Source organism: Arthrobacter sp. TJ-263, from assembly GCF_058269155.1.
The window spans coordinates 469,570-493,316 of record NZ_JBZCNE010000003.1 but is presented as its reverse complement, the minus strand read 5'-3'; the positions used below and the strand labels follow the sequence as shown (position 1 = coordinate 493,316).

Genomic DNA, 23,747 nt, shown 5'->3' with positions numbered 1-23,747 from the left:
TTCCGGCGCCGTCTCGGGTCGCGGGTCACGGACCGGAACTGGCTGTCGGTGTCGGTGTGGGCGACGGGGTCACCGGCTGCTGGGCCGCGGCCGTCGCCGACGGCGTCGTCGGAGCCGCCGGTGGCGGGGTCGGCGCAGGCGCCTGGGTCGGCGGAGGGCCGGACGAGACGACGTAGCTCACCTCGCTGTCGACCGGCACCTCGGCGCCGGGCCCCGGGTTCGTCCGCAGGACCGTTCCCTCGGGCTGCGTCGATTCCTCACTGCCCGCATTCACGGGCCGCAGTCCGAGTTCCACGAGGGCGGCCTCGACTTCCGCCACGGTCCGTCCCTGAAGTCCCGCCGGGACCGTGGCCTGCTCCGGTCCGGTCGACACGGTGAGGGTGACGGTCTCCCCCGGGCTCAGTGCTCCGACGGGGGCGACGCCGATCACCAACCCCTCGGCGTACTCGGCGGACGACTCCCGCTGCGCTTCCACGCGGAACCCGAGGCCTCCCAGTTCCGCCGAGACCTCTGCCTCGGGCCGGCCCAGGTACTGGCTCGGGGTGATGACCACCTGGTCGGCCTCCGTGGTGCTCGGAGACGGGGACGGTGACGCCGAGGTGGGCGACGGTGTTGACGAGGGCGTGCGGGACGTCGCCGGCGCCGCGGAGGTGCTCGTCTCCACCGGCGCGGGGTCCTCGCCCCCTGCCAGCAGGGGCTGCAGGACCAGGAAGGCGATGGCGCCGAGGGCCAGCAGGAGAAGCACGATCAGCGGGATCAGCCACGGGCTCCGGCGGTTCTCGTCCTCGTCGCGGTCCGGCGGTGCGGGCACCGCGTCGAGATCGTCCTCCGACCAGCCGCGCGAGGCAGCGAGGCCGGCCGCCGCGCCGGCTGCGGCAGGTGCGGCGACCGTGGGCAGTGCCGACGTCGTCGGTGCCGGTACCGCCGTGGTCGCCTGCGTGTCCTGGCGGGGAATCGCCGCGGTCGCGCTGTCGTAGTCCGCCGCGAAGGACAGCAGCCCCGGGACGGCCGCCTCCGCCGCACGGATGTCACCGGCGCGGATGGCATCGACGGCGCGCGCGAGGGATTCGGCGTCGCGGGGTCGATCGGCAGGGTCCTTGGCCAGCATGGACCCGATGAGCGCCCGGACGGGACGCGGGATGGATTGCGGGAGCGGCGGCGGGGCGTCGTTGACCTGCGCGAGGGCGATCGCGATCTGCGACTCGCCGGAGAACGGGCGTCGTCCGGCCAGCAGTTCGTACCCGATCACGCCGAGTGCGTAGATGTCGGAGGAGCCCGTTGCCGGCTGGCCGGTCGCCTGCTCGGGCGCCAGGTACTGCGCCGTCCCCATGACCTGCCCCGTCGCGGTCAGCGGTACCTGATCAGCCAGCCGGGCGATACCGAAGTCGGTGATCTTGACGCGGCTGTCCGGCATCACGAGGATGTTGCCCGGCTTCACATCACGGTGCACCAGGCCCTGCCGGTGCGCGACGGCGAGAGCCGTGGCAGTCTGTCCGACGATCGAGAGCGTGCGGTCCGGGGAGAGCACCTGTTCCTTCTCGATGACGGCCGAGAGCGGCTGCCCGGGAACGAGCTCCATCACGAGGTACGCGGATCCGCCTTCCTCGCCGTAGTCGAAGACGTTCGCGATGCCCTCGTGGTTCAGCAGCGCCGTGTGGCGGGCCTCGGCCCGGAAGCGGTTGAGGAACGCGGGATCGCCGGAGTACTCCTCCTTGAGGATCTTGATCGCAACGACGCGGCCGAGGATCTGGTCCCGGGCCTTCCACACCTCGCCCATCCCGCCGATGGCGATCCGCTCGGTCAGTTCGAACCTGCCGCCCAGGGTGATGCCTGATGTGGGCCTCATCTGTTCAACACCGCCTCTATGAGTCTCTTGGCACTGGGTGAGGTCAATTGCTGACCAGTGGGGATGTCCACGTTCTCCATCACGATCGAAAGGGCCACCTGGGGATCGTCCGCGGGAGCGAAGCCCGTGAACCATGCGTTGTCACCGGTCGCGGAGACCTCCGCGGTCCCCGTCTTGCCGGCCACCCGGACACCCGGAACCTGTGCGCCTGTCGCCGTGCCGTTGTCCACCACATTGACCATCCATTCCGTGAGCTGGTCCGCGGTGTCCCCGCTGACCGACTGGCGCAACGACTCCGGCTGGGGCGAGTCGATCAGCTCCAGATCCGCGGCCCGCACCGACTTCACGAGCTGCGGTTTCATCTGCTGGCCGTCGTTCGCGATAGCCGCGGACACCATCGCCATCTGGAGGGGTGTCACCCGCGTGTCGAACTGCCCGATGGCGGACTGCGCCAGCTCGGGGTCCGTCAGGTCCGACGGGAAGATGCTCGCGACGACGTCGGTGGGGATGTCCATCGTCTCGCCGAAGCCGAATTTCGCGGCCTGCTCCTGGATGGCCTCCTCGCCGAGGTCCAGTGCGATCTGCGCGAAGGGCGTGTTGCACGACTGTTCCAGCGCGAACTCCAGGTCCGCCGTCGTCCTGCTCGCGCAGCCGCCCGAGACGAAGTTCGGCAGGGTGTACTCGATCCCGGGGAATTCCAGTGCCGGAGGGTTCGGGATCTGCGATTCGGCGTCGTACTCCCCGGACTCGAGGGCGGCGGCGGCGTCGATGAGCTTGAAGACGGACCCCGGCGAGACGAGGGACTCGGTGGCCGGGTTCGAGTAGATCGAGAGTCCCGGCTGCTCGGAGAGCATCGCCGCGTTCTGCTCGATGATCGCCGTGTCATGGCCCGACAGGAGATTGGGATCGTAGGAGGGTTTCGAGACCATCGCCAGGATGTTGCCGGTGGAGGGCTCCATCACGACGATCGAGCCGCGCTGACCGTCGGGGATGAGGTCGGAGGCGAGTTGCTGGATCTGTGGGTCGATCGTGAGCTCGACGGATGCGCCCTGCGGATCGACGCCGGAGAAGAGGGTGACCACGCGGTCGTAGAACAGGGAACTGCTGGTGCCCGCGAGGATGTCCGACTCCGTCTTCTCGAGCTGCGACGACCCGAGGGACAGGGAGTAGTACCCGGTGAGGTGCGCATACAGCTCCGGTTCGTTGTACACGCGCTGGTAGTTGAACTGGTCGTTCGAGGGCACGGACTCGGCGATGGCACGGCCGTCGACCAGGATCGCCCCACGCTGCCGGCCGAAGTCCTGGTACAGCTGGCGGCTGTTCCACGGGTTGTTCTTGAGCTCCTGCGCCTGGAAGAACTGCACGTAGGTGAGGGAGCCGAGGACGAGGGCGAACATGCTGATCGCCACGACCCATGCCCTGCGGATGGCCTGGTTCATCGGGTGGCCACCTTCGCGGTCCGCTTCTTCACGGGTTTGCCGCTGACCCCGAGCGCTTCGGGGAAGGAGTCCTTCATGGGTGCCGTCGGCACAGGACGGCGCGCGGTCTCGGAGATGAGCAGGATCAGGGCCACGATGAGCCAGTTCGCCAGCAGGGAGGAGCCACCGGCGGACATGAACGGCGTGGTGAGTCCGGTGAGGGGGATCAGGCGCGTGATGCCGCCGATCACCACGAAGCACTGGAGGGCGATCGTGAAGGAGAGCCCGCAGGCGAGGAGCTTGCCGAACCCGTCCTTCGTGCCGAGGGCCGCCCGGATCCCCCGGGAGACCAGGAGCACGTAGAGCATCACGATGGCGACGACGCCGATGAGCCCGAGCTCCTCTCCCAGCGCCGCGATGATCATGTCGCTGTTGGCGTACGTGACGAGATCGGGACGCCCGGCCCCGAAACCGGTGCCGGCCAGTCCGCCGTTGGCCAGACCGAACAGGCCCTGCACCACCTGGTGGCTGCCGCCCGGCGCGCGGTCGTAGACCTCCGGGGCGAAGGCGTTGATCCACGAATCGAACCGCAGCGCGACGTGGCTGAACAGTTCCAGGGCCACGAAGACGCCCACGCCGATCATGGCGAGCCCGATGAGCACCCAGCTGACACGGCTCGTCGCGACGTAGATCATGACCATGAACAGGCCGAAGAAGAGGATCGAGGACCCGAGGTCCCGCTGGAAGATCAGGACACCGATGCTCACGAGCCAGGCGGCCGCCATGGGCGCGAGGTCCCTGAAGCGGGGGAGCTGGAGCGGACCGATCTTCTTGCCCGCCAGCAGGATGAGGTCGCGGTTCGTCGAGAGATACCCGGCGAAGAATATGGCGAGGGTGATCTTCGCGATCTCCCCCGGCTGGAAGGTCCCGAATCCTACGGAGATCCAGATCCTCGCCCCGTTGATCTCCAGGCCGATCGGCGCCGGCGCGAGTGGCAGCAGGAGAAGGACGGCGCTGACGATCAGCGAGATGTACGTGAACCGGCGCAGCAGCCGGTGGTCCCTCAGCAGGATCAGGAGGGCGGCGGCGGCACCCATCGCGACCGCCGTCCACATCACCTGCTGCGACGCGACGGGATCGATGTCCGGATTGGACTGCATCGCCGAGAGGTCCAGCCGGTGGATCATGGCCAGGCCGATCCCGTTGAGTGCCACCACGATCGGGAGAATGAGCGGATCGGCATACTTTGCCCGGAGGCGCAGGACGATATGCAGGAAGAGGCTCATGAAGGTGAGCGTCAGCCCCTGGGTCCAGAAGAACTCACTGAACGCCTCCTCGCGATCGACGCCCGCCAGGTAGCTGGCGGTGATGGCGACGGCCAGCGCGAGGAGGAGCAGGAGCAGCTCGACGTTGCGCCGCGACCGGGGCGCGGTCAGGACATCACTCATCTGCTGCACCTTCACATTCGACGGCTGGGGATGACACGGCGGGGGAGGACTCCGTCGCCTGCGGTGATGCGGACGCAGCGGCAGGACCCGGCGAGGACGACGCGGACGCGGATGCGGACGCGGACGCGGATGAAGAGGGAGCGGCGGTCGGGGGCGACGGGGACCCGGACGGGCGGGGAGTGGCCGTCCCCGAGGGCGCGGGTCCGCCGGTGCCGGTGGTCGGGCCCGGTGATGCGGAGGCCGTCGAGGACGGCGCCGGATCGCAGCTGACGGCCCGCAGTTCACTGCGCAGGTCCTTGACGATCCGTTCTGCTTCCTCCAGGCTCGCCGCCGGGAGCGTGTTCGAGAGCTGGGACCGCTGGTACTCGGGCAGGTTGGAGACGGGGATGTCGGTCATCTCGTACAGCTCGCTGAGGCTGATCGGCCCGATCCGCTGGGGAACCCCGGTGTAGATCGCGACGCGGTTCTCGGAGTCCGCCACGTAGTAGCGCGTCTGGGTCCACGTGTAGCCCAGACCGACGACGGCGATGAGGATGAGGGCCATGAGGGCGAGGATGGCGGGGAGGAACCAGCGCTTCTTCCTCGGCGAGGCCTCGTCCTCCGTGTCCTCCGCGATCTCCGGCTCCGCCTTGTGCGTCAGCATCATCGCGGCGCGCCGTTCGGTGGACCGCTGGGTCACGATCGGGATCTGGCCCGTCTCGGTCGCGAGGGCCGCGGAGCCCACGAGCACATGCGGTCTCGTGAGCAGGTCCTGACGGATGACGTCGGCGCGGATCGCCGCACCGGGCAGGTCGCCGTTCCGGTCGATCTCATGGGAGGCCGCATCGGGCTCGCCCGGCGTGTCGCGTTCACCGGCCGCCTGCCGGGCAGGGGGGATGAAGGCCGGTGGAGATGCGTCGTCGTCGTCCGCTTCGATGACCTCGACGACGGCGATGGTGATGTTGTCCGGGGAGCCGCCCGCGAGGGTCAGGTCGACGAGGGTGTCGACGCATTCGCGGACGCCCCTCGACTCGCGCATCACCCGCTCGACCGCGCGGTCCTGCAGGACCGCGTTCAGGCCGTCCGAGCAGAGCAGCCAACGTTCGCCGGGTTCGACGTCGAACTGGGCGAGGTCCAGTTCCGGGCTCGCGTCGACGTCGCCGAGGACCCTCATGAGGACGTTCTTGTGGGGGTGGGTCTCCGCTTCCTCGGGCCTGAGCCGTCCTTCCTCGATGAGGCGCTGGACGAACGTGTGATCCGTGGTGATCTGCTCGAAGACGCCGTCCTTGAGGCGGTAGGCGCGTGAGTCGCCGATATGGGCGAGCTGCAGCGTGCTGCCCTCGAGCAGGAGCGCCGTGACCGTGGTCCCCATGCCGGCGAGCTGGGGATTGGTGGCGACGAGTTCGGACAGCAGCGAGTTCGCGGTCTGGATCTCGTCGGCGAGGTGGGTCCCGGCGTCGCCGTCGTGCGCGCCGTGATCGAGGTGGACCAGGTCCAGGACGGTGGAGGCCGAGGCGACGTTGCCACCCGCGTGACCGCCCATGCCGTCGGCGACGACGGCGAGATAGCGGCCCACGTACGCGGAGTCGTCGTTCTTCGCCCGCACCATGCCCACGTCGGAGCGGGCAGCGAACCTCAGGGCGAGCCGCACGCCTATGGCCTCAATTCGATGACCGTCTTACCGATCCTGATGGGGACATTCGGTTCGACGGGCAGTGCGCGCGTCAGCTGGGTTCCCGCCAGGTAGGTGCCGTTGGTGGACCCGAGGTCCTCGATGAACCAACGGCTGCCCTGCGGGAAGAGGCGGGCGTGACGGCCTGAGGCGTAGTCGTCCTCGAGCACCAGCGTGGCCTCCTGGGCGCGGCCCAGGAGGATGGGGCTCGCTGCGAGGTCGAGGCTGGTGCCGGTGAGAGGGCCCTCCGTGACGACCAGCCGGCGGGCGGCTGCGCGTGCGGGAGGTGGCTCCTCCACGAGCTCGGGATTCCTGCGGATCTCGCGCGCGCTGGGTGCGCCCACCCTGTTGCGACGTCCCACCGCGAGGTCGCGGCGCAGGGCACCGACCGTGCTGAGGACGAGGACCCACAGCAGGATCAGGAACCCGAAGCGGAACAGGGTGACGGTGAGTTCTCCGGCCTCGCTCATCGGTGGCTGGTCCCGTCCTGGGTCGGGACGAGGTGGAACGTCATGCGTGAGCGTCCCATGGTGATCGTGGAACCGTCGGTGAGTTCCGCCTGGCCGACCACCCGCTGCCCGTTGACGTAGCTGCCGTTGGTGGATCCCAGATCGACGGCGTAGATCCGGCCGCCCTGCGCCCGGATCTCCAGATGGCGCCGGGAGACCCCGGTGTCGTCGACGAGGATATCCGCCTCCGAGGAACGACCGAGGACGATGGAACCGGAATTGATCGAATAGCGCTGTCCGTCCATCTCGAGGATCGGCTGGAAGCGTGTGGGCTGGCGGCGGGGAGCCGTGGGAGCCAGCGGGCCCGGGGAGCGCCGCGCGGCGCTCTGCTTCTCGATGGAGGAATCGATCTCGAAGACCCCGGCCCTGAGTTCCGGATCGTGTTCGAAGGAGACGCGGACGGGCCCCTGGAGGCTGTACTGCTGACTGTTCACATGGGCGATGACGACGTCGCAGAGTTCTTCGGCGAGGGCCGAGCCCCACTGCTGCGCGAGGTCGAAATCGGAGTCGGACAACCGGGCGGTGAACACGTTGGGGGCGAGGGTGCGGCCCTGCGCCAGGACGAGGGAACGGTTGTCCAGTTCCTTGCGGAGGGCGCTGGCGATCTCGAGGGGCTGCACCTGGGAGCGTGCCCCCGTGGTGAAGGCTCCACGGACCAGCTTTTCGAGTCCCCGCTCCACGTTGTCGAGAATGCCCATCGTCCGCCTCCTCCCCTGTCGCACAGGTGTTCAGGGCCCGGTCAGCAGGGTGCTGAGGGGCATGGCCCGGTTCTGGTCATGGCAAGGTCCAGCCGGGCAGGTTCCCTCCGATACTACTGGGAGCCTCTGGTAATGGGCTCCAAGCCGTCGCGCCGAGGATTACTTTGTCCTAACGATCATCCGCAGTCGCGGCCCGTATCGGCCCTCCGCCGGGCCCGACCGGGGGCGGTTTAGGTAATTGCCGCCGGGCTCCGTTATGCTTGTCTCTGCTGTTCACAACACCTGCCGGGTGCAGATGTTGGAATCTCGAAATTGCGCGAGTGGCGGAACGGCAGACGCGCTGGCTTCAGGTGCCAGTATCCGAAAGGGTGTGGGGGTTCAAATCCCCCCTCGCGCACAAGGACGACTGCAGGACACGAAGGGCCTCCGCTCAGCGGGGGCCCTTCGTCGTTCCCCGACCCGTCAGCGGAAGTCGCGGGACTTCGTGGTCGCCCTGAGCTGCAGGACCTCGATGCGGTCCGCCACGACATTGACGATCCCCTCCGCAGACCGCTCGAGGACGCCCCTGACGATCACGCTGCTGGCCTCCCGGGCGACCCGGCGGTAGCGCTGCCACACCCCCACCGAGCAGATGACGTTCACCAGTCCTGTCTCGTCCTCCAGGTTCATGAAGGTGATCCCGCTCGCCGTCGCCGGCCGTTGCCGGTGTGTCACGACTCCCGCCACCTCGATCCGCCGGCCGGACTCGGACGTCCTGAGCTCCTGCGCGGTCAGGGCGCCGCGGCGCTTCAGCCTCGCCCGGGCGTGGCGCACGGGGTGATCATCGGGGGTGATGCCCGTGGACCACAGGTCGGAGCCCACCTTGTCGATGTCCGAGAGTTCGGGCATCAGGGGAGGCTGGATATAGACGGCCGTGCCCCTGATCTGGCCCTCGCGCTCGGTGGACGCCGGCCCGGCGTTCCAGAGTGCCTCGCGGCGGCTCAGACCCATCGAGTCGAACGCGCCGGAGGCGGCGAGGGCCTCGAGCTGGCCCGCGTTGGCCCCCGTGCGGCGCGCGAGGTCCGGCATGTCCTCGTAGGGCCCGTTGCGATTCCGGTCGGCGACGATCCTCTCGGCGAGTCCCACCCCGACGGACTCGACACTGGCCAGCCCGAGCCGCACGGCATAGTTGCCGTCGCGGCGGTGGGGTGTGGAGTCGAACGGCGTGCCCTGGTCGAAGTAACCGACCGGCGGCTGCTCGTCCTCCGTGCAGCAGTCCCTGCCGGTGGTGCGTTCCGCCGGATCGTCGGCAGGCTCGTAGCCCTCGAGCGGCTCGAGATCGGCGTGCACCCCGGAGTGCAGGATGTCGGGCCGCAGGACCACGGCTCCGTGCCGCCGGGCGTCGGCCACCAGCGTCTGCGGTGAGTAGAACCCCATGGGCTGTGCCCGCAGGAGCGCGGCGAGGAACGCCCCGGGATAGTGCAGGCGCAACCAGGCGCTGACGTAGACCAGCAGGGCGAAGCTGATCGAGTGGCTCTCCGCGAACCCGAAGTTCGCGAAGGCGTGGATCTTGTCGTAGATGGTGTCCGCGACGTCACCGGTGATCCCGTTGGCGGCCATGCCCTCGTACAGCGTGGCCTTGAGGGAGTCGATCCGCTCCTCGCCCCGCTTGGACCCCATGGCGCGGCGCAGGAGATCGGCGTCCGCTCCCGAGCAGCCGCCCACCACCATCGCCATCTGCATGAGCTGTTCCTGGAAGAGCGGGACGCCGAGGGTCCGCTCGAGGACCGGTTCGAGGTCGGGGTGGATGTACCGGACCTCCTCCTCGCCCATCTTCCGTTTGATGTAGGGGTGCACGGCCCCGCCCTGGATCGGTCCGGGCCGTACGAGGGCCACCTCGATGACGAGGTCGTAGAACTGCCGGGGCTGCAGCCGGGGGAGCATGCCCATCTGGGCGCGGCTCTCCACCTGGAAGACACCCACCGAGTCGGCGAAGCACAGCATGTCGTAGACGCCCTGCTCCTCCTTGGGGATGGTGTGCAGTTCCCACTTCTCCCCGAGATGCCGTTCCACGAGGTCGAAGTTGTACTGGATGGCGGCGAGGATGCCGAGGCCCAGCAGGTCGAACTTCACCAGCCCCATCCAGGCGCAGTCGTCCTTGTCCCACTGCAGGACCGTCCGCCCCTCCATCCTTCCATGCTCGATCGGGCATACCTCTCCCACGGGGCGATCGGTGAGCACCATGCCGCCGGAGTGGATCCCCATATGGCGGGGGAACGTCAGGACGTCCTGCGCCAGGCCGACCACGGACTCGGGGATGTCGTGGTCACTGCTGGAGACGAGCCCGCCCCACCGCTCGATCTGCCGGGACCAGGCGTCCTGCTGGCCGGGACTGTGGCCGAGGGCCTTCGCCATGTCCCGGACGGCGAACTTGGGACGGTAGGTGATGACATTGGCCACCTGGGCAGCGTTGAAGCGGCCGTACTTCCGGTAGACGTACTGGATGACCTCCTCACGGCGGTCCGAATCGAAATCCACGTCGATGTCGGGCTCCTCGTCGCGCATGCTCGAGAGGAAGCGCTCGAAGGGAAGCCGGTACTTGATGGAATCGACGGCGGTGATCTCCAGCAGGTAGCACACCGCCGAATTGGCGGCCGATCCCCGCCCCTGGCACAGGATGCCGTTCCGGCGCGCATAGTGCACGAGGTCATGGACGATCAGGAAGTAGCCCGGGAAGTTCTTGCTCTCGATGACGTCCAGTTCACGTTCGATGCGGTCGTGGACGTCGGTCCGGCCCCCGTAGAGCTTGTCCGCCCCCTGCCGGACGAGCTCGCGGAGATAGCTCATCTGGGTGTGTCCCTCGGGCAGGTCGATGGCCGGCAGCCCGGGCCTGACGCTGCGCAGGGTGAAGGAGAGATCCGCGGCGATATCCACCGTGCGCTCCACCGCCCCGGGATAGTCCAGGAACCGCCGCGCCATCTCCGCACCGCTGCGCAGGTGGGCGGCGCCGGCCGCGGGAAGCCAGCCGTCCATCTGGTCCAGGCTCCGGCGGGCCCTGACCGCGGCCAGGGCGGAGGCGAGCCGGTGCTGCTTCGGCGTCGCGTAGTGCACGTTGTTGGTGGCCACGGTGGGCAGCCCCACGCGGGCCGCGACGGCGCTCAGGGCGTCGTTGTGGGCCGTGTCCAGGGGGTTGCCCTGGTCGATGAGCTCGACGACGACCGACTCCCGGCCGAACAGGTCGACGAGCCTCCGGAGTTCGGCCTCGGCCGCGGATTGGCCCGTGGCGACGAGCGCGGAGCGGACCGCACCCTTCCGGCACCCCGTGAGGATCATCCACTGACCGGCGGCATGCCCCGCCAGGCGTTCGAGGTCGTAGCGGGGCTTCCCCTTCTCGGCGTCCGCGGCGAGCTGGGCCTCGGTGATGGCCGTGGCCAGGCGGTGGTAGCCGGCCGATCCACGGGCGAGGACCAGCAGGTGCTGCCCTTCCGGATCGGCCTCCCCGTTCTGCGGCCTGGACAGGCCGAGCGAGAGTTCGGTGCCGTACATGGTCGAGATCCCCGGGTACTTCTCGGCGGCCTCCGCGAAGCGCACCGCACCGTACAGCCCGTCATGGTCGGTGAGGGCCATGCCGGTGAGCCCGAGCCGCTGGGCTTCCTCGGCGAGGTGCTCGGGGCTGGAGGCGCCGTCGAGGAAACTGAAATTGGAGTGGGCATGCAGCTCCGCATACGGCACCACGGGTCCTTCGGGGACAGGGACCTCGGCCGGGACGGTGTAGGGCTGCCGCTTGCGGGACCAGGCGGGGCTGTCGCCGCCGTCGGCGCCGACGGGCGGCGCGCCGGGCCGGGTGCCCGAGAGATTCCGTTCGAAGTCCGACCACGGGATGGGGGGATTGTTCCAGCCCATCAGTCGTAGCTCGCCTCGACCCACCACGCGTGGTCCTCGAGCAGCAGCAGCCAGGCCGATCCCGAGTGGTCCACCAGCTGGAAGCGGCTGAGCACGCGCCCCTCCGGGTCCCACCAGCGTTCGTTGATCGGCCACGGGCCGGCCCAGGAGTGCACGGGCCGCCGGTCGTCGTGGGGGCCGGCGCTGAAGAAGGAGGGATCGGCGGTCAGGAGGCCCCGGGGATCGACGTCGACCGGGTTGCCCCGGGCATCGACGACGACGGCGGGCAGGGGGGCGGCGAACACCGTGGCCGGTGCCGGGCCGGGTAGGCGTCCGGGCCAGGGCTGCGTGCGGTCCCTGACCCGTGCTGTCGGGGATTGCGCCGGCGTGTCCCCCCACGGGATGAGGACCCGGCGGTCCGCGAGGAGCCGGCCCCCGGCGATGATCCCGGTCAGCACGGCGCCGTGGCCCAGCATGCTCTGCACGCGGGCCAGTCCGTGGTGGATCCCCTCGTCCGGTCCCGTGCCCCACAGCCCGTCCGCATGGTCGGCGAGGTCCTCGACGATCTCGGGCACGAGGTGGACCCGCGTGATGCCGGAGGTCAGGCCGTGGTCCGAGGCGTTGGTCCCCTGGAGCTGCCAGCGCACGCGGTCCACGACGTCGTCGGCGTCGAACCAGCGCGGATGCCGCCACTGGCGCTCGGACACCTCTCCCGACTCCGTGTGCAGACGGACCTGCAGCGCCGTGCACACCAGTCCGGCCTCCCGCAGTTCGTCGACGAACTCGCCGGCCCGGGTGCGGAACGCGAAGGCCAGCTGGTCGATGCGCGCGAGGGACGGCTCGAAATCTGCGGTGGCGTCGAGGTGCGGCGGAGGTCTCCGGGCGACGACGTCCCGGTGGTCGAGTCCGCTCGCCCGGCGGTGTGCGAGGGCGCCCTCGACGCCGAAGCGGTTGCGGACGTCGGAGGCATCGAGGGCCGCGAAGTCGGCGAGGGAGCGGATGCCGAGACGCTTGAGCAGCACGGTGAGCTTCGGCTGTTCGAGGACTTCCAGGGGGTAGCTGCCGAGGAACCAGGGCGAGCCGCCCTCCGGGATGACGACCAGCTGCTCGACGTCGTCCTCCAGCTCGTCGGTGGCCCTGGCGGCCTGCTCGGCTGCGAACGGGCCGTCCGCGATGCCGATCCGCAGGTCGGTGAGGCCGATGGCCGCGAGGGTCCGGAAGACCACGCCCGCGGCTCCGCGCTCGCCGCCGTAGTAGCGCGCGGGGCCCTTGATCCTGATGGCGCACAGCCCGGGGCGGATGACCTGGACGCCGGGCATGATCGTCTCCACGGCCGCGGTGACCGGTTCGAACGTGCGCTCGTCCAGCGACGGGTCGTACGGGAGTGACACGAGTCCGGTGCTGCGGGCCTGGGCCTCCCGGATGCGCAACCCCCTCCTCACGCCGTCCTGCCGTGCTGCGGGTGAGCACGCGAAGACCTCCCCCCGGTCCACGAGGACGAGTGCCGTGTCGGCGGGCAACGCGTGCTCGCGCAGGGCCGCCGTGATGGGCCAGTCGGGGCACCAGAGCATCATGGTCCGGGTGGCGGGCGCGGTCCCCGCAGCTGCTTCGGTCGGCGGGGACGCTGCCGGCGGCGGAGTCGTCATGAGGACTTCATCAGCCGTGGTTCGAACAGGGTGGACGCCGGGCCGAAGGAGGTCTGTGCGAGGGCGGTGGACGCCGATGCCTCCGGAGAGGCGTCCTGCAGGTCCGCCAGTCCCACGTAGGCGTGGCGGAGCCGTCCGGAGGGCTGGGTCGCGGTGATCTTCAGGCGCCGGGCCCTCAGGTGGCCCGATCCCGAACCGAGGCCCTCCCAGGCGCTCTCCGCCACACCGAGCGTGGAGTCGCTCTGCTTCCAGTTGCCGAGGGTGATGAGCGCCGTTCCGCGCTGCCGGAGGCGTGCCTTGAGCCGGGCCCATTCCGTGGGTGCCAGGTGGTCCGGGGCCCGGGTCAGGATGATGGAGACGACGTCCACGAGGGCCGCGGTGACCGTGAGCCACTGGGAGCCGGGATCGGGGACCAGGATGAGGCGGTCGAGGTTGATGCCGAAGCCCTGGGCCGCCTCCACGCTGAAGTCCGGCATCCCGATGACGCTGCACCACGCGCCGGTCGAGGAGGGGCCGGCGAGCAGGGCCATGGCCAGGGTGGTGGAGTTGCGGACGGTGTAGGAGCCCCCCGACTGGAGGCCGCCGCCCGGCAGGATGTGCGCCAGGGCCGGAACCGTGGGCAGGCGTCGGGAGTCCAGCGTGCCGGCCTGCATGCTGTTGATGCGGGCCTGGAGGTCGAGGGTGGTGTCCGGGATTCCCCGACCGCCTGCCGCCCCCGGACGCGTCGTCCCGGCGTCGGGGGAGGGCTCCTCCCTGTCGGGGGCAGAGCCGGCAGCTGGAGGCGTCACTCGTCAATATTCGAACAGGCGTTCGAATAAGTCAATCGTCGCGTCTCAGCCCCGACCTGGGTCCTGTGTGACGGATGGGACTCTGTTCCGTGCAGTGTTCAGGCGTCGGACGCCTTGCGTGCGGCGTCGCGTTCCTTCACCCGTGCCGCCTCCGCGCGGACGGCCGCCTGCGTGGCCCGCTCCGCGACCAGCCATGCGGGCGGGTCCTGCAGCAGGGCGGTGATCTGCTCGCTCGTCAGGGGATCCGTGAGGCCGCCCCGGGCCAGCCCGCCGTTGGAGATGCCGAGCTTCTGCGCGACGACGGGACGCGGGTGCGGGCCGGTGCGGCGCAGCTCTGCGAGCCACTCCGGCGGGGTCTGCTGCAGTTCGTTGAACTCCGCGCGCGTCAGCTCGGTCTCCTGGAAGTCCTGGGGGGCGGCGGGCAGGTAGATTCCCAGTTTCTTGGCCGCCGTGGCGGGCTTCAGGGTCTGGGGGGTTTTCGCGGGAGTCATGATCCCAGCTTAACCGTCCGCCTAGCCGTCGCCGGTAGGCGCTACTGTGATCAGATGCCCGCAGACCCGCCCAGCACCCTGTCCGTCGGCTTCGTGCCGGGCGTGACGCCGGGGAAGTGGGTGGCCCGCTGGCGTGAACGGCACCCCGACGTGAACCTCGCACTCCACCAGCACGACGACGCCCTGACGGCGCTGCTGGACGGATCCGACGACGTCGTCTTCGTCCGTCTGCCGGTGGAGCGTACCGGGATTCATCTGATCCCCCTCTACGAGGAACAGCCCGTCGCGGTCATGTCACGCGACAACGAACTGTCCCTCTACGACGACGTGCCGCTCGGGGAACTCGAGGGCGAGCCCCTGCTCGACATCGAGGAGTGCGGGGGGCCGAAGACGGCCGTGGAGGTCGCCGCGACCGGCGCCGGCGTCGTCGTCCTGCCGATGTCCCTCGCCCGCCTGTACGCCCGCAAGGACGCCGTCCACCGCCCCGTCCCGGGGCTTCCCGTGACGACCATCGGGATCGCCTGGCGTGTGGAGGACGAGTCCGACGACGTCGAGGAGTTCATCGGCATCGTGCGCGGACGCACGGCCCGGAGTTCACGGCAGCCTTCGCAGCGTGAGGCCCCGAAGAAGACCGCGTCCCAGAAGGCCGCCGCGAAGAAGGCAGCGGCCGGCGGGAACACCAGGGAGCAGAAGGGGGGCGGGAAGGCGCAGCCGGGGAAGCCGGCGCGTCCCCCCGGGTCCCGCGGGAGACGGCGCTGACCTTCCCGCGGTGAGGACCTGCCCGGTGCGCCGTTGCGGCGGGTGTGTGGTGCAGTGACCCGCCGCAGGTGCGCACCGAAGGCGATCGCGGGTCCAATCCGCCCCCTGGCCCGCGACCTGCTACCGGGGACACGGAGAGGCCCGCCCCGCACGATGCGGGACGGGCCTCTCCGTGGTGCTGCCGCGCTGTCAGGCCGCGGAGGCGAGGGCGAAGACGGCGGTCGCGATGGCGAAGCCCATGACGCCGATCGTCGTCTCCATGACGGTCCACGTCTTCAAAGTGGTCTTGACGTCCATGTTGAAGAAGCGGCCCACGAGCCAGAACCCGGAGTCGTTGACATGGCTCGCCACCACCGAACCGCCGGCGACGGCCACCACGAGGGCCGCCAGCTGCAGGCCGTTGTAGTCACCGGCCAGGATCGCGGGGGAGATGAGGCCGGCGGCGGTGGTCAGTGCCACGGTCGCCGAGCCCTGGGCGATGCGCAGGATCGCGGCGATCAGGAAGCCGGCCAGGATGATGGGGATACCGAGATCGCCGAGGACCGCGGCGAGTGCGTCGCCGATGCCGCTCGCCCGGAGGACGCCGCCGAACATGCCGCCGGCGCCGGTGATGAGGATGACGGAGCAGACCGGGCCGAGCGCCGATTCCAGCGTGCTCTCCAGTGCGGTCTTCTCGATCCCGCGGCGGCGGCCGAGCACATAGGACGCCACGAGGAGGGTGATCAGCAGGGCAACGGGGGTCTCCCCGAGCATGCGCAGGAACTGGAACCACCCCTGCTCGGTCACGCTCTCGTCCACGGCACCCGAGCGGGCCAGGGTGTTCAGGCCAGTGTTGAGGAAGATCAGCGCGAGGGGCAGCAGCAGGATTCCGACGACGGTGCCGAACTTGGGTGGGTTCGCCTCGGCGTGCTCGTCGGCCGTGCCGAGCAGTTCGGGGACGGGCAGGACGTACTTCCTGCCGGCCCAGAGCCCGTACAGGTAGGAGGTCACATACCAGGTGGGGATCGCGGCGAGGAGGCCGACCATGATGACGAGGCCGACGTTCGCGCCGAAGAACTCGGAGGCGGCAACCGGGCCCGGGTGCGGGGGCACGAAGATGTGCATGACGGAGAAGGCACCCGCGGCGGGGAGGCCGTAGCGCAGCACGCCGCCGCCGAGGCGGCGGGCGACGGAGAAGACGATGGGCAGCATGACCACGAGGCCGGCGTCGAAGAAGATGGGGAAGCCGAAGATCAGCGAGGCGACGCCGAGCGCGAAGGGCGCCCGGTTCTCGCCGAAGACCCGGATGAGGTAGTCCGCGAGTACCTTCGCGCCGCCGCTGGTCTCGACCAGGCGGCCGAGCATCGCGCCGAGGCCCACCAGCAGCGCCACGGCGCCGAGCGTCGATCCGAAACTGCTGACCATCACGGGGACGATCTGCGACGTGGGGATCCCGGTGGCGAAAGCGGTGGCGAGGCTGACGAGGATCAGCGAGACGAACGCGTGGACGCGGAGCTTGATGATCAGGAACAGCAGCGCGAGGATGGCGGCTGCGGCGATCAGGAGGAGCGGACCGGCGGTGAGGCTCTGGGTCCATCCTTCGATGGGCATGTTTTCTCCGTTGAAAGTAGTGCGGATCGGGGGTGGGGGGTCAGTTGCTGGGCAGGTCGAGCCGGTCGATGACGTCGGTCGTGACGTCGTCAGGCGTGCCGGTGTTCTGGATCCGGATGCCCAGCTCGTCGGGTTCCAGGGGTTCGAGCGTGCTGATCTGCGAGGGCAGGAGCGATTCCGGCATGAAGTGGCCGCTGCGGGTCTTCATGCGCTCGAGGATGAGATCGGTGTCGCCGAGCAGGTGCACGAACCGCACCCGGCCCTCTGCCCCGGTGAGGAGGTCCCGGTAGGAACGCTTCAGCGCCGAGCAGGTGACGACGGTGCTGCGGCCCGCCCGCGCCTGGAGGGTCATCCAGTCACGCATGGCCTCCAGCCAGGGCCAGCGGTCCTCGTCGGTGAGCGCGGTGCCGGCGGTCATCTTCGCGATGTTCGCGGCGGGGTGGAAGTCGTCCGCCTCGGCGAACACCCACCCGAGCCGTTCCGTGAGTCGGGTGGCGATGGTGGTCTTGCCGGATCCGGAGATACCCATGACGACCACATGGTGTGGCTGTGCATCCATGCTGACTCCCTTGTCGGTGCTGTGGAACGGTTCGCGATGTGAGTAAAGGTAACACCTTTCAGATCAAAGGTAGTACCTTTTCGGGTGTGCGTGATCGCTCTATCGTTAGGGAATCGGTCAAGTGGCCGCCGGCGCCTGGAGGAGGACGATGACGTCGCAGTCAGTACCCGCGGGATCACCGCCGGGAGCAGCCGCGGTGTTCCCCACGCGGATCATCGACGCGCTGGGCCAGGACATCGCGGACGGCGTGCTGCCCGAGGGTGCGCGCCTGACGATCGAAGGCCTGCAGCAGCAGTTCGGGGTCTCGCGCACCGTGGTGCGGGACTGCATGCGCGTCCTGGAATCGATGAACCTGATCGTGCCCAAGCGCCGCATCGGGCTCGTGGTGCAGGGCCCCGAGCGGTGGAACGTCTACGATCCCCGCGTGATCAGGTGGCGGCTCCACGGCCCGGGGCGGGCGAACCAGTTCCGTTCCCTTACGCACCTGCGCCGCGCCGTCGAACCGGTCGCGGCGGCGCTCGCGGCCCGGCACGCCTCCGGGGCACAGCGCCTGAGGATCGCGGCGCTCGGCGAGGACCTGCGGCGGCTGGGCGAGGACGGACTGCTCGAGGAGTTCCTGGACGTGGACATCGAGTTCCATACGCTCGTCCTCGAGGCGAGCGGCAACGAGATGTTCCTGGCCCTGCGCGAGGTCATCGCCGAGGTGCTCGCGGGCAGAACGCAGCAGGGACTCATGCCGCACAATCCGAAGGAACATGCGCTGCAGGCGCACGAGCAGGTGGCGTTCGCCATCAGGGACGGCGACGCGGCGGCGGCCGAGGCATGCATGGAATCGCTCCTCGCCGAAGTCAGCGAGGCCATCGACTAGCAGGGCGAGCAGAGGGCCCGAGGGTGCGGCAGTTCCACGCTTCCCGATCTATTCGAGGCAGTGCCACTCGGAGGAAAAGGTTCTCGAGATCTGGCTGCACGGGCGACATACGTGGGCACACAAGGGTCATATCCAGCCTTCCCGCTGGATCCTGACCGCCGTACGCGTGTACGCAGTTGCGTGTGCCTGCTTACGGATGGCCTTCGAGGGGTAGCGGACCCACGCATGCACTCGGCGTGGCTCGGGGAAGTCGCTGGGCCGGCAGTTCTCTACGTCGAGCTCGGCCGCGGTGCGCGTATACGCAGTCGCATGACGAACTCCTCGATTCGCTCGTCCATCAGCCTGGCGTAATGCTTGCCGTACCTTTCGAGCCGCTCACAACCGCGTCACGCCCCGATCGTTGCCTGCCGCCGGTTCAGAACCCGTCGACGCCGATGACGCGGCGCAGCTGCCAGTCCGTCGAGCGCGGGTCCGCGCTCATTTCGAACTCCAGCACCGGGGACGCGGGTCCGGTCTGCGCCTGAAACCGCCAGAACCGGGTGCCAGCCGTGCCACGAGCCTCGTACAGGGGAGTAGGGGTAGAGGCGGGTCCTGGTCGGTTGTCCGGGCTGAACCCGGAGACGGGAGATCCGATGACCTGCCAGAGGCCACCCCGCCAGCGCAGCGCCAGCGGGAGTCCCGAGGGCAGGAACCGGACGGCCGCGGCCTCATCGAGCACCAGACCGGCACCCAGCCCACCATCGGTTCCACTGTTGGCCCCACCATTGGCCCCACTGCCCGTCCTGCTGCCTGTCCTGCCGTTCTGTGTGGGGGTGTGTGGGTGGGTGGTGTTCCTGCGGTGGGTGGCCGTGGTCGCCATGGTCTGCTTCTCCTGATCCGTTTTGCCGTCCTTTGGACAGGCTCCTTAAAATAGAACACAGGTTCGATTATTTGGAAAGCTGCACCTGATGACTCGGCCCGGTTGCTGACACATGGGGGTGTGGGGCATCCCCATGGGGTCGGGTGGAGCCCGTGAGGGGCTCACTGCCGTCCACAGCGGGGGGGCCGCCGCACCCCCCGCTCCGCGGGTCCTCTGGTCGCCCTCGACACCATGAACCGCACGCACAGTACGGACCAGACAGGCCGAACGGATCACGCAGACCAGAAGGGCCAGATCGACGGGATGGGCGGACCGGGAGCCAGTGGCCAAGGGGACGCGATGGATGAGCTGGCCGCGTTCATCCTCGCGCGTATCAGTGTCGATCTGGAGGTCCTCGCCGGGGTCGGGGTGATGCCGGCGCAGGTGGGGGAGCGGCTACTGGTCGAGTGTGAGGTCACGCGCCGCCTGGTCGGACACGTCCAGAGCATCGACTGGGCGTATGAGCCGGCCGGGGATCAGGACTACAGAGGCAAGATCCTCGAGCTGCTCGCCCTGCCCTGGGCAGCGCACCCCGCCTACAACCCGGACTGGGCGACCTGACACGCATGCAGACCTCCATCCAGGCCCCTGCTGACGCAATGGATGCGCCGTCGGAACGCCGCGACGACGTGACGACGGGTCCCGTATGCGTGGGTGAGCCGATCGTGTCCGAGGACGAGAGTCTGTGGGAGCCGTGTGAGAGCCGGCAGGAGTGGCTGCTCATGTACTCCCGCGGCGTGCCGGCGCCGGTGATCGCCGCCTGGTGCCGGGTTGCCGTGAAGCGCGTGATCCGCGCCGTCGACCAGCAAATCAAACGGGACCCGGCGTGGTTCGACGCATGCTGGGTGATCCATAACCAGCCCGCGTGGCCGGCGAACAGGAAGCACCGCCGGCGGACCCGGAAGCAGGCGTGGTGGGAGCACTACGCCCGCCTCACAGCGCATGTGCGCGAGCACGGGAGGATCCCGGCGCAGAACGACAGCCAGGACAGTCGTGTGCTGTATCGGTGGTTGGAGAACCAGCGCAGGAACCACGACGCCGGCACCCTCACCCCCGACAGGACCGAAGCCCTGAACACGCTGGGGGAGTGGGTGGGTACTAGGAGGGGTCACGCCGACGTGCTGTGGGATCGGCGCCTTGAGGACGTGCGGCAGTTCCGGGCAGCGGTGGGTCGGTTTCCGATTTACGACCGTATTCGGCACCCGGACGAGACGGTCCTCGCCGTGTGGCTGGGCCGGCAACGCACCTGGCAGCGCAAGGGCCGGCTACGATCCGACCGACTCCAGCGACTCAACCACACCTTGCCCGGCTGGTATTCCTTGCGCCACGGTTAGTTCTCGTTGGTTCAAACTCGTCGTGGTTGGCCGCGTACCGGTTGTTCTGGCCCACTCTGCGGACAGTACGAGATTGCACCTACAACTGGCGCTGCAACTCAAAGAGCAACCTCTGCAGCCGCCCGTCAGATAACGGGCGGAACGGAGTAGAGCTGGCGAAGGCGAACACCAAGAGCTTCTTGAGTCTCATGTACCATCGCGATTGCCCTGTTCATCACGGCGTCCGCTTTGGATGCTTCGCTGTGATACATGGAAGAAGGGGTTTGCAGGGCATCTCTGGTCGCCTTCAATCGTGTTCTGAGGTCATCGTTAAGAACCAGTTCCGCGTCCATCGAAAGTTGAACAGCTGCTACGCGAAAACCTTCATCAACCTCGCCGACGCTGTCCTCGTCGAGTCGGTGTGACGCATACGAGCCGACCTCCTTGGCTACCGCCATGTCGAGTAGGTGAAATTGGACAGCGGCTCTTGCTAGCCGATCCAGCGATGCGTAGACGTTCTTAATTGCTTCCAACTCGGACTCGTCCCGCTTCTCTCCCAGGCGCAGCTGCCTATCGTCTCGTCGCGCTGCACGTTCACGTCGGGCTTGAAGCGCGTTGCGCAAGAATTCGCCACCAAGGGCTACGGCGTATCCGAGAAGCGGAAGGGCCCAGAGGGCGACATCTTTCATGTCTCAATGATGAAGCGCTTGGATGAGGGTTTGAGACTGCTGAACATCTCAACAGAGGCTGTGCATGGCCACCGCTCGCTCGAGTCGAGCTATCCCGTGTCGGTGAAGTGGTGGTTGTGTGCAGGCGGGCCCTTGGTTCCTGCTGTCCCCAGGTGTGCGGGCCAAGCAGCGGAGCGTGGGGAGCTTGTACCGTGCACCTGGGGACAGGAGGCGTACCCGCCCACTCCGACCGTCCTGCCCGAGTCGGAGAGCTAGGGCACAATCATGATTGTGTGTGGACGCTTTGTGATTGCAGGGAACAAGGCCGCTATCCGGGACGCGTTCAGCGTCGAGGAGTCCTTCGAGGACGAGCTGAAGCCGTCGTGGAACGTGGCCCCGATGCAGGGAATCCCGTTCGTATCCGAGCAGGTGCGCGAGGGGACACTGGTGCGCTGCCTCGAGGTCGCCCGCTGGGGGCTCGTCCCCGTCTGGGCGAAGGACCCGAAGGCCAGGGCGAGGATGATCAATGCCCGCAGTGAGACGGTGACGGAGAAGCCGTCGTTCCGGACCGCGGCCGCCAAGCGGCGAGCACTGATCCCCGCGAACGGATACTACGAGTGGCAGAAGAACGAGGACGGGACGAAGACCCCGCACTACCTCCACGACCAGGACGAGGATCAGCTGCTGGGCTTCGCCGGCCTATACGAGTTCTGGCCCGACCCGACCAAGCCCGAAGATGCCGACGACAAGTGGCTGGTGACTGCGACGATCTTCACTCGGGCCGCACATGACGCGCTCGGGCATATCCACGAGCGGATGCCCGTCACCATGCCGGTCGAGCTGCAGGGGGAGTAGCTGGACCCGACCATGACCGAGCGGGACCAGGTGCAGCACTTCATCGACACCATCCCCGAACCCAACCTCATCCTGCGGACCGTCGGGAAAGAGGTCGGATCAGTCCGCAACAACGGACCACAAGTTATCCAGCCCGTGTGATCGCTTTTGGGTTCGGGGATTGGGCCTGAGCCGTGAGAATTGCCAAGTCTGCCAGGAATGTTGCGGGGCTACCCGCGAGGCCAGAGTGCTCCTCACAGATGACTACCTCCTTTGGGGAGAGAGTCTTTGCGATCACTATCGTCTTTCCGGACTGGTCTGTGTATTTGAGAACCACTAGTGAACCCAACACCATCGCACCGTCTGCGTCGTTCTGAGTCAGACAATTGACAAGTCGCTCGACTGACTCGCTCCTTAATTGGTCGACCTCAGCCTGAAGCTTCTGAACTGTTGCTAGCTCTGCGTAGTGCTCAGCTTGGGTTGCTACCTTCTCAAGCTTCTCGGCTGCAAGATCCCTACCGCCTTCATCCCACTGCGCCTTCAGCCAGGTCCAAACAGAACCCCTTTCTACCGATTCGATGGTCACGTCGGAGTAGCCAAGTTCGCGTATGACGTCTTGAGCCGCTTGAACGAGCTGCAGTACTGCTACTGGATCATCGGAGCCGGTGAAGATTATGGCTTTCAGCGGTTGCACCTCAACCGGGTTGTCCGAGTCTGTGTAGAGGTCGTTGGTAGTGAAGTTAGGTGCCGGGGGTGCCTGTGCCGGACTAGGGGATGCGGGCGAATTGGTAGCTCTTTGAGATTGAGCAAGGCGGTTCACGTCAACCTGGAGCCCTTGCACCTCAGGCGCTGGCCCTACCTCCCAGCCGGGCATGCTGGTCAAGTGGGCAAGTATCTCCTCCTGAGCCGCGGCCGGCTTCGCTGGTCGACTTTTCCTTGGGCTGGGAGCGACTACTTCGTAGCGCCCTGTTGAAGGATTGCGCTTTGCCACCACAGCATCCCGTTTGCCCGGTAGTTTGACGACAACTTCCTCCGGGAAGGCAGGGTTCCCTTTGCTGCGGAGGCCACGTGTTGGGACGATGCGGCCGTGTTTCTTGCTGATGGCGGGCTTCTTCGGAGGCATTTGCTGATCGTAACAACGCTCTCGCTGCGGCGCTGCAGACGGGTGAATGACTTGGTGGTGAGAAATCTGCAACGTCGGTGAGTGGGCGTGTAAAAACGACCGCCTGAGGGACGAAACGTCTCAGTTTGAGGCTTCGCTTGATCACCCCCTGGTCGGTTCCTCGCCGAACCTGGGCGCGTCTCCGTCGCTCTCGGCCTTCTCGACCTCAAGCTTGCCATTTCCCGCCCACCCCACTACGGGTCCTTCCCAGCCGTAGCTCGAGTAACCCCTCAAGTCGGTCTCTACCGTTACCGCATTGATCACCCTTAGTACTCGGAAATCAGCAGACCTCTGGCGACTTTCGCCTCGCAGCGTTACCTTCGCGGATTTGCCCTCCTCAAAGACCCACTCATCACCGTCGGACATCCATGTCGTCTTAGTAGCCATATAGCGATGTTAGAGCAGCCGCTGTCAGGCTGGCCCAATGTGAGGAGACAAACTGTCGCTCAGTTGCACTCCCGTTCCTCCTCTGAGGGTTACCTGCAGGGAAGGGGTAGCACAAACGACTCGTCAACGGACGCTGCTAGCGTTCAGGCTTTGCTATGTAAGGCACGACCGCTGGTTGCGATAAATTGAGTTAGGAGTCATTCGCATGAATCGTCCGGATAGTGACTAAATTTTTGGACTTGTCGGTTCAGTTCAAGGCCCATGAACTAGTAGAGGCGATGGGCTGCCGGCTGGTGAGCACCAGTCCGGGGTAAGCTATCCAACCCTCGCTGACGGCGGATTCGATCGATCTA

At 67.8% G+C, this 23,747-nt stretch carries 22 protein-coding genes and 1 tRNA gene; 7 read left to right on the top strand and 16 right to left on the bottom strand.

From position 1 onward, the window contains the following. Positions 1-25: 25 nt before the first annotated feature. Genes AC4D2F_RS16500 through AC4D2F_RS16475 form a run of 6 tightly spaced genes read right to left on the bottom strand, consistent with a single transcriptional unit; the run spans position 26 to position 7,570 of the window. A complete protein-coding gene (locus AC4D2F_RS16500) occupies positions 26-1,846 on the bottom strand; it encodes a protein kinase domain-containing protein (RefSeq protein ID WP_490911578.1) in 1,821 nt (606 codons plus the stop codon). Then, positions 1,843-3,285: a peptidoglycan D,D-transpeptidase FtsI family protein gene (locus AC4D2F_RS16495; RefSeq protein ID WP_490911577.1), complete on the bottom strand. Its 1,443-nt coding sequence runs from the start codon at positions 3,283-3,285 to the stop codon at positions 1,843-1,845. The genes AC4D2F_RS16500 and AC4D2F_RS16495 overlap by 4 nt, the downstream gene beginning before the upstream one ends. After that, on the bottom strand, positions 3,282-4,712 hold the full coding sequence (locus AC4D2F_RS16490; protein WP_104168187.1) for an FtsW/RodA/SpoVE family cell cycle protein: 1,431 nt from the start codon (positions 4,710-4,712) through the stop codon (positions 3,282-3,284). Before AC4D2F_RS16490 ends, AC4D2F_RS16495 begins: the two co-directional genes overlap by 4 nt. Then, positions 4,705-6,300 carry a PP2C family protein-serine/threonine phosphatase gene (locus AC4D2F_RS16485; protein ID WP_490911620.1) on the bottom strand — a complete coding sequence of 532 codons (1,596 nt, stop codon included), beginning with the start codon at positions 6,298-6,300 and terminating at the stop codon, positions 4,705-4,707. The genes AC4D2F_RS16490 and AC4D2F_RS16485 overlap by 8 nt, the downstream gene beginning before the upstream one ends. 44 nt (positions 6,301-6,344) lie before the next feature. Next, positions 6,345-6,833: an FHA domain-containing protein FhaB/FipA gene (locus AC4D2F_RS16480; protein WP_490911576.1), complete on the bottom strand. Its 489-nt coding sequence runs from the start codon at positions 6,831-6,833 to the stop codon at positions 6,345-6,347. Continuing rightward, on the bottom strand, positions 6,830-7,570 hold the full coding sequence (locus AC4D2F_RS16475) for an FHA domain-containing protein (RefSeq protein ID WP_104167533.1): 741 nt from the start codon (positions 7,568-7,570) through the stop codon (positions 6,830-6,832). Before AC4D2F_RS16475 ends, AC4D2F_RS16480 begins: the two co-directional genes overlap by 4 nt. 314 nt (positions 7,571-7,884) lie before the next feature. On the opposite strand from AC4D2F_RS16475, the gene AC4D2F_RS16470 reads away from it, so the two are divergent. After that, positions 7,885-7,967, top strand: a tRNA-Leu gene (locus AC4D2F_RS16470). Between the two features lie 65 nt (positions 7,968-8,032). Here AC4D2F_RS16470 and AC4D2F_RS16465 read toward each other — a convergent pair. From AC4D2F_RS16465 to AC4D2F_RS16450, 4 genes are all read right to left on the bottom strand, one after another. After that, positions 8,033-11,452 (bottom strand): error-prone DNA polymerase, encoded by a 3,420-nt coding sequence (locus tag AC4D2F_RS16465; protein WP_490911619.1) that lies wholly within the window; start codon positions 11,450-11,452, stop codon positions 8,033-8,035. Continuing rightward, the gene (locus tag AC4D2F_RS16460; RefSeq protein ID WP_490911575.1) at positions 11,452-13,077 is read right to left on the bottom strand and encodes a DNA polymerase Y family protein; all 1,626 of its coding nucleotides are present in this window, start codon (positions 13,075-13,077) and stop codon (positions 11,452-11,454) included. The genes AC4D2F_RS16465 and AC4D2F_RS16460 overlap by 1 nt, the downstream gene beginning before the upstream one ends. Then, positions 13,074-13,865 (bottom strand): DnaE2-dependent mutagenesis accessory factor ImuA', encoded by a 792-nt coding sequence (gene imuA' / locus AC4D2F_RS16455; protein WP_490911574.1) that lies wholly within the window; start codon positions 13,863-13,865, stop codon positions 13,074-13,076. The genes AC4D2F_RS16460 and imuA' overlap by 4 nt, the downstream gene beginning before the upstream one ends. Positions 13,866-13,963: 98 nt before the next feature. Then, positions 13,964-14,356 carry a DUF5997 family protein gene (locus tag AC4D2F_RS16450; RefSeq protein ID WP_104167530.1) on the bottom strand — a complete coding sequence of 131 codons (393 nt, stop codon included), beginning with the start codon at positions 14,354-14,356 and terminating at the stop codon, positions 13,964-13,966. Positions 14,357-14,410: 54 nt separating this feature from the next. Here AC4D2F_RS16450 and AC4D2F_RS16445 point away from each other — a divergent pair, with 54 nt between their 5' ends. Further along, positions 14,411-15,115, top strand: coding sequence for a LysR family substrate-binding domain-containing protein (locus AC4D2F_RS16445; protein ID WP_490911573.1), 705 nt, complete (start codon positions 14,411-14,413; stop codon positions 15,113-15,115). A 189-nt stretch (positions 15,116-15,304) separates the two neighbouring features. On the opposite strand, the gene AC4D2F_RS16440 is transcribed toward AC4D2F_RS16445, so the two are convergent. Together AC4D2F_RS16440 and AC4D2F_RS16435 are read right to left on the bottom strand one after the other, a co-directional pair. Then, positions 15,305-16,705, bottom strand: coding sequence for a GntP family permease (locus AC4D2F_RS16440; RefSeq protein WP_104167527.1), 1,401 nt, complete (start codon positions 16,703-16,705; stop codon positions 15,305-15,307). 40 nt (positions 16,706-16,745) lie between these two features. After that, positions 16,746-17,264 carry a gluconokinase gene (locus AC4D2F_RS16435; protein WP_104167526.1) on the bottom strand — a complete coding sequence of 173 codons (519 nt, stop codon included), beginning with the start codon at positions 17,262-17,264 and terminating at the stop codon, positions 16,746-16,748. 148 nt (positions 17,265-17,412) lie between these two features. Between AC4D2F_RS16435 and AC4D2F_RS16430 the strand changes: the two genes are divergently transcribed. After that, positions 17,413-18,132 carry a FadR/GntR family transcriptional regulator gene (locus AC4D2F_RS16430; RefSeq protein WP_490911572.1) on the top strand — a complete coding sequence of 240 codons (720 nt, stop codon included), beginning with the start codon at positions 17,413-17,415 and terminating at the stop codon, positions 18,130-18,132. Between the two features lie 415 nt (positions 18,133-18,547). Here the strand turns inward: AC4D2F_RS16430 and AC4D2F_RS16425 are convergent, their stop codons facing one another. After that, positions 18,548-18,991: a hypothetical protein gene (locus AC4D2F_RS16425; protein ID WP_490911571.1), complete on the bottom strand. Its 444-nt coding sequence runs from the start codon at positions 18,989-18,991 to the stop codon at positions 18,548-18,550. Positions 18,992-19,330: 339 nt separating this feature from the next. On the opposite strand from AC4D2F_RS16425, the gene AC4D2F_RS16420 reads away from it, so the two are divergent. Further along, complete coding sequence (locus tag AC4D2F_RS16420) at positions 19,331-19,591, top strand: DUF6221 family protein (RefSeq protein WP_490911570.1); 261 nt, start codon at positions 19,331-19,333, stop codon at positions 19,589-19,591. 5 nt (positions 19,592-19,596) lie between these two features. Beyond that, positions 19,597-20,364 (top strand): helicase associated domain-containing protein, encoded by a 768-nt coding sequence (locus tag AC4D2F_RS16415; RefSeq protein ID WP_490911569.1) that lies wholly within the window; start codon positions 19,597-19,599, stop codon positions 20,362-20,364. Between the two features lie 125 nt (positions 20,365-20,489). On the opposite strand, the gene AC4D2F_RS16410 is transcribed toward AC4D2F_RS16415, so the two are convergent. Next, positions 20,490-21,032 carry a hypothetical protein gene (locus tag AC4D2F_RS16410; protein WP_490911568.1) on the bottom strand — a complete coding sequence of 181 codons (543 nt, stop codon included), beginning with the start codon at positions 21,030-21,032 and terminating at the stop codon, positions 20,490-20,492. Positions 21,033-21,317: 285 nt separating this feature from the next. Here AC4D2F_RS16410 and AC4D2F_RS16405 point away from each other — a divergent pair, with 285 nt between their 5' ends. Both AC4D2F_RS16405 and AC4D2F_RS16400 read left to right on the top strand, forming a co-directional pair. Next, a complete protein-coding gene (locus tag AC4D2F_RS16405; protein WP_490911567.1) occupies positions 21,318-21,866 on the top strand; it encodes an SOS response-associated peptidase in 549 nt (182 codons plus the stop codon). Positions 21,867-21,878: 12 nt separating this feature from the next. After that, complete coding sequence (locus AC4D2F_RS16400) at positions 21,879-22,007, top strand: hypothetical protein (protein WP_490911566.1); 129 nt, start codon at positions 21,879-21,881, stop codon at positions 22,005-22,007. Here AC4D2F_RS16400 and AC4D2F_RS16395 read toward each other — a convergent pair. Both AC4D2F_RS16395 and AC4D2F_RS16390 read right to left on the bottom strand, forming a co-directional pair. Further along, entirely contained in the window at positions 21,991-22,968 is a 978-nt protein-coding gene (locus AC4D2F_RS16395; protein ID WP_490911565.1) for a hypothetical protein, read from the bottom strand. The two genes, AC4D2F_RS16400 and AC4D2F_RS16395, sit on opposite strands and share 17 nt — an antisense overlap. A 141-nt stretch (positions 22,969-23,109) precedes the next feature. Continuing rightward, positions 23,110-23,394: a hypothetical protein gene (locus AC4D2F_RS16390; RefSeq protein WP_490911564.1), complete on the bottom strand. Its 285-nt coding sequence runs from the start codon at positions 23,392-23,394 to the stop codon at positions 23,110-23,112. Positions 23,395-23,747: the final 353 nt, after the last annotated feature.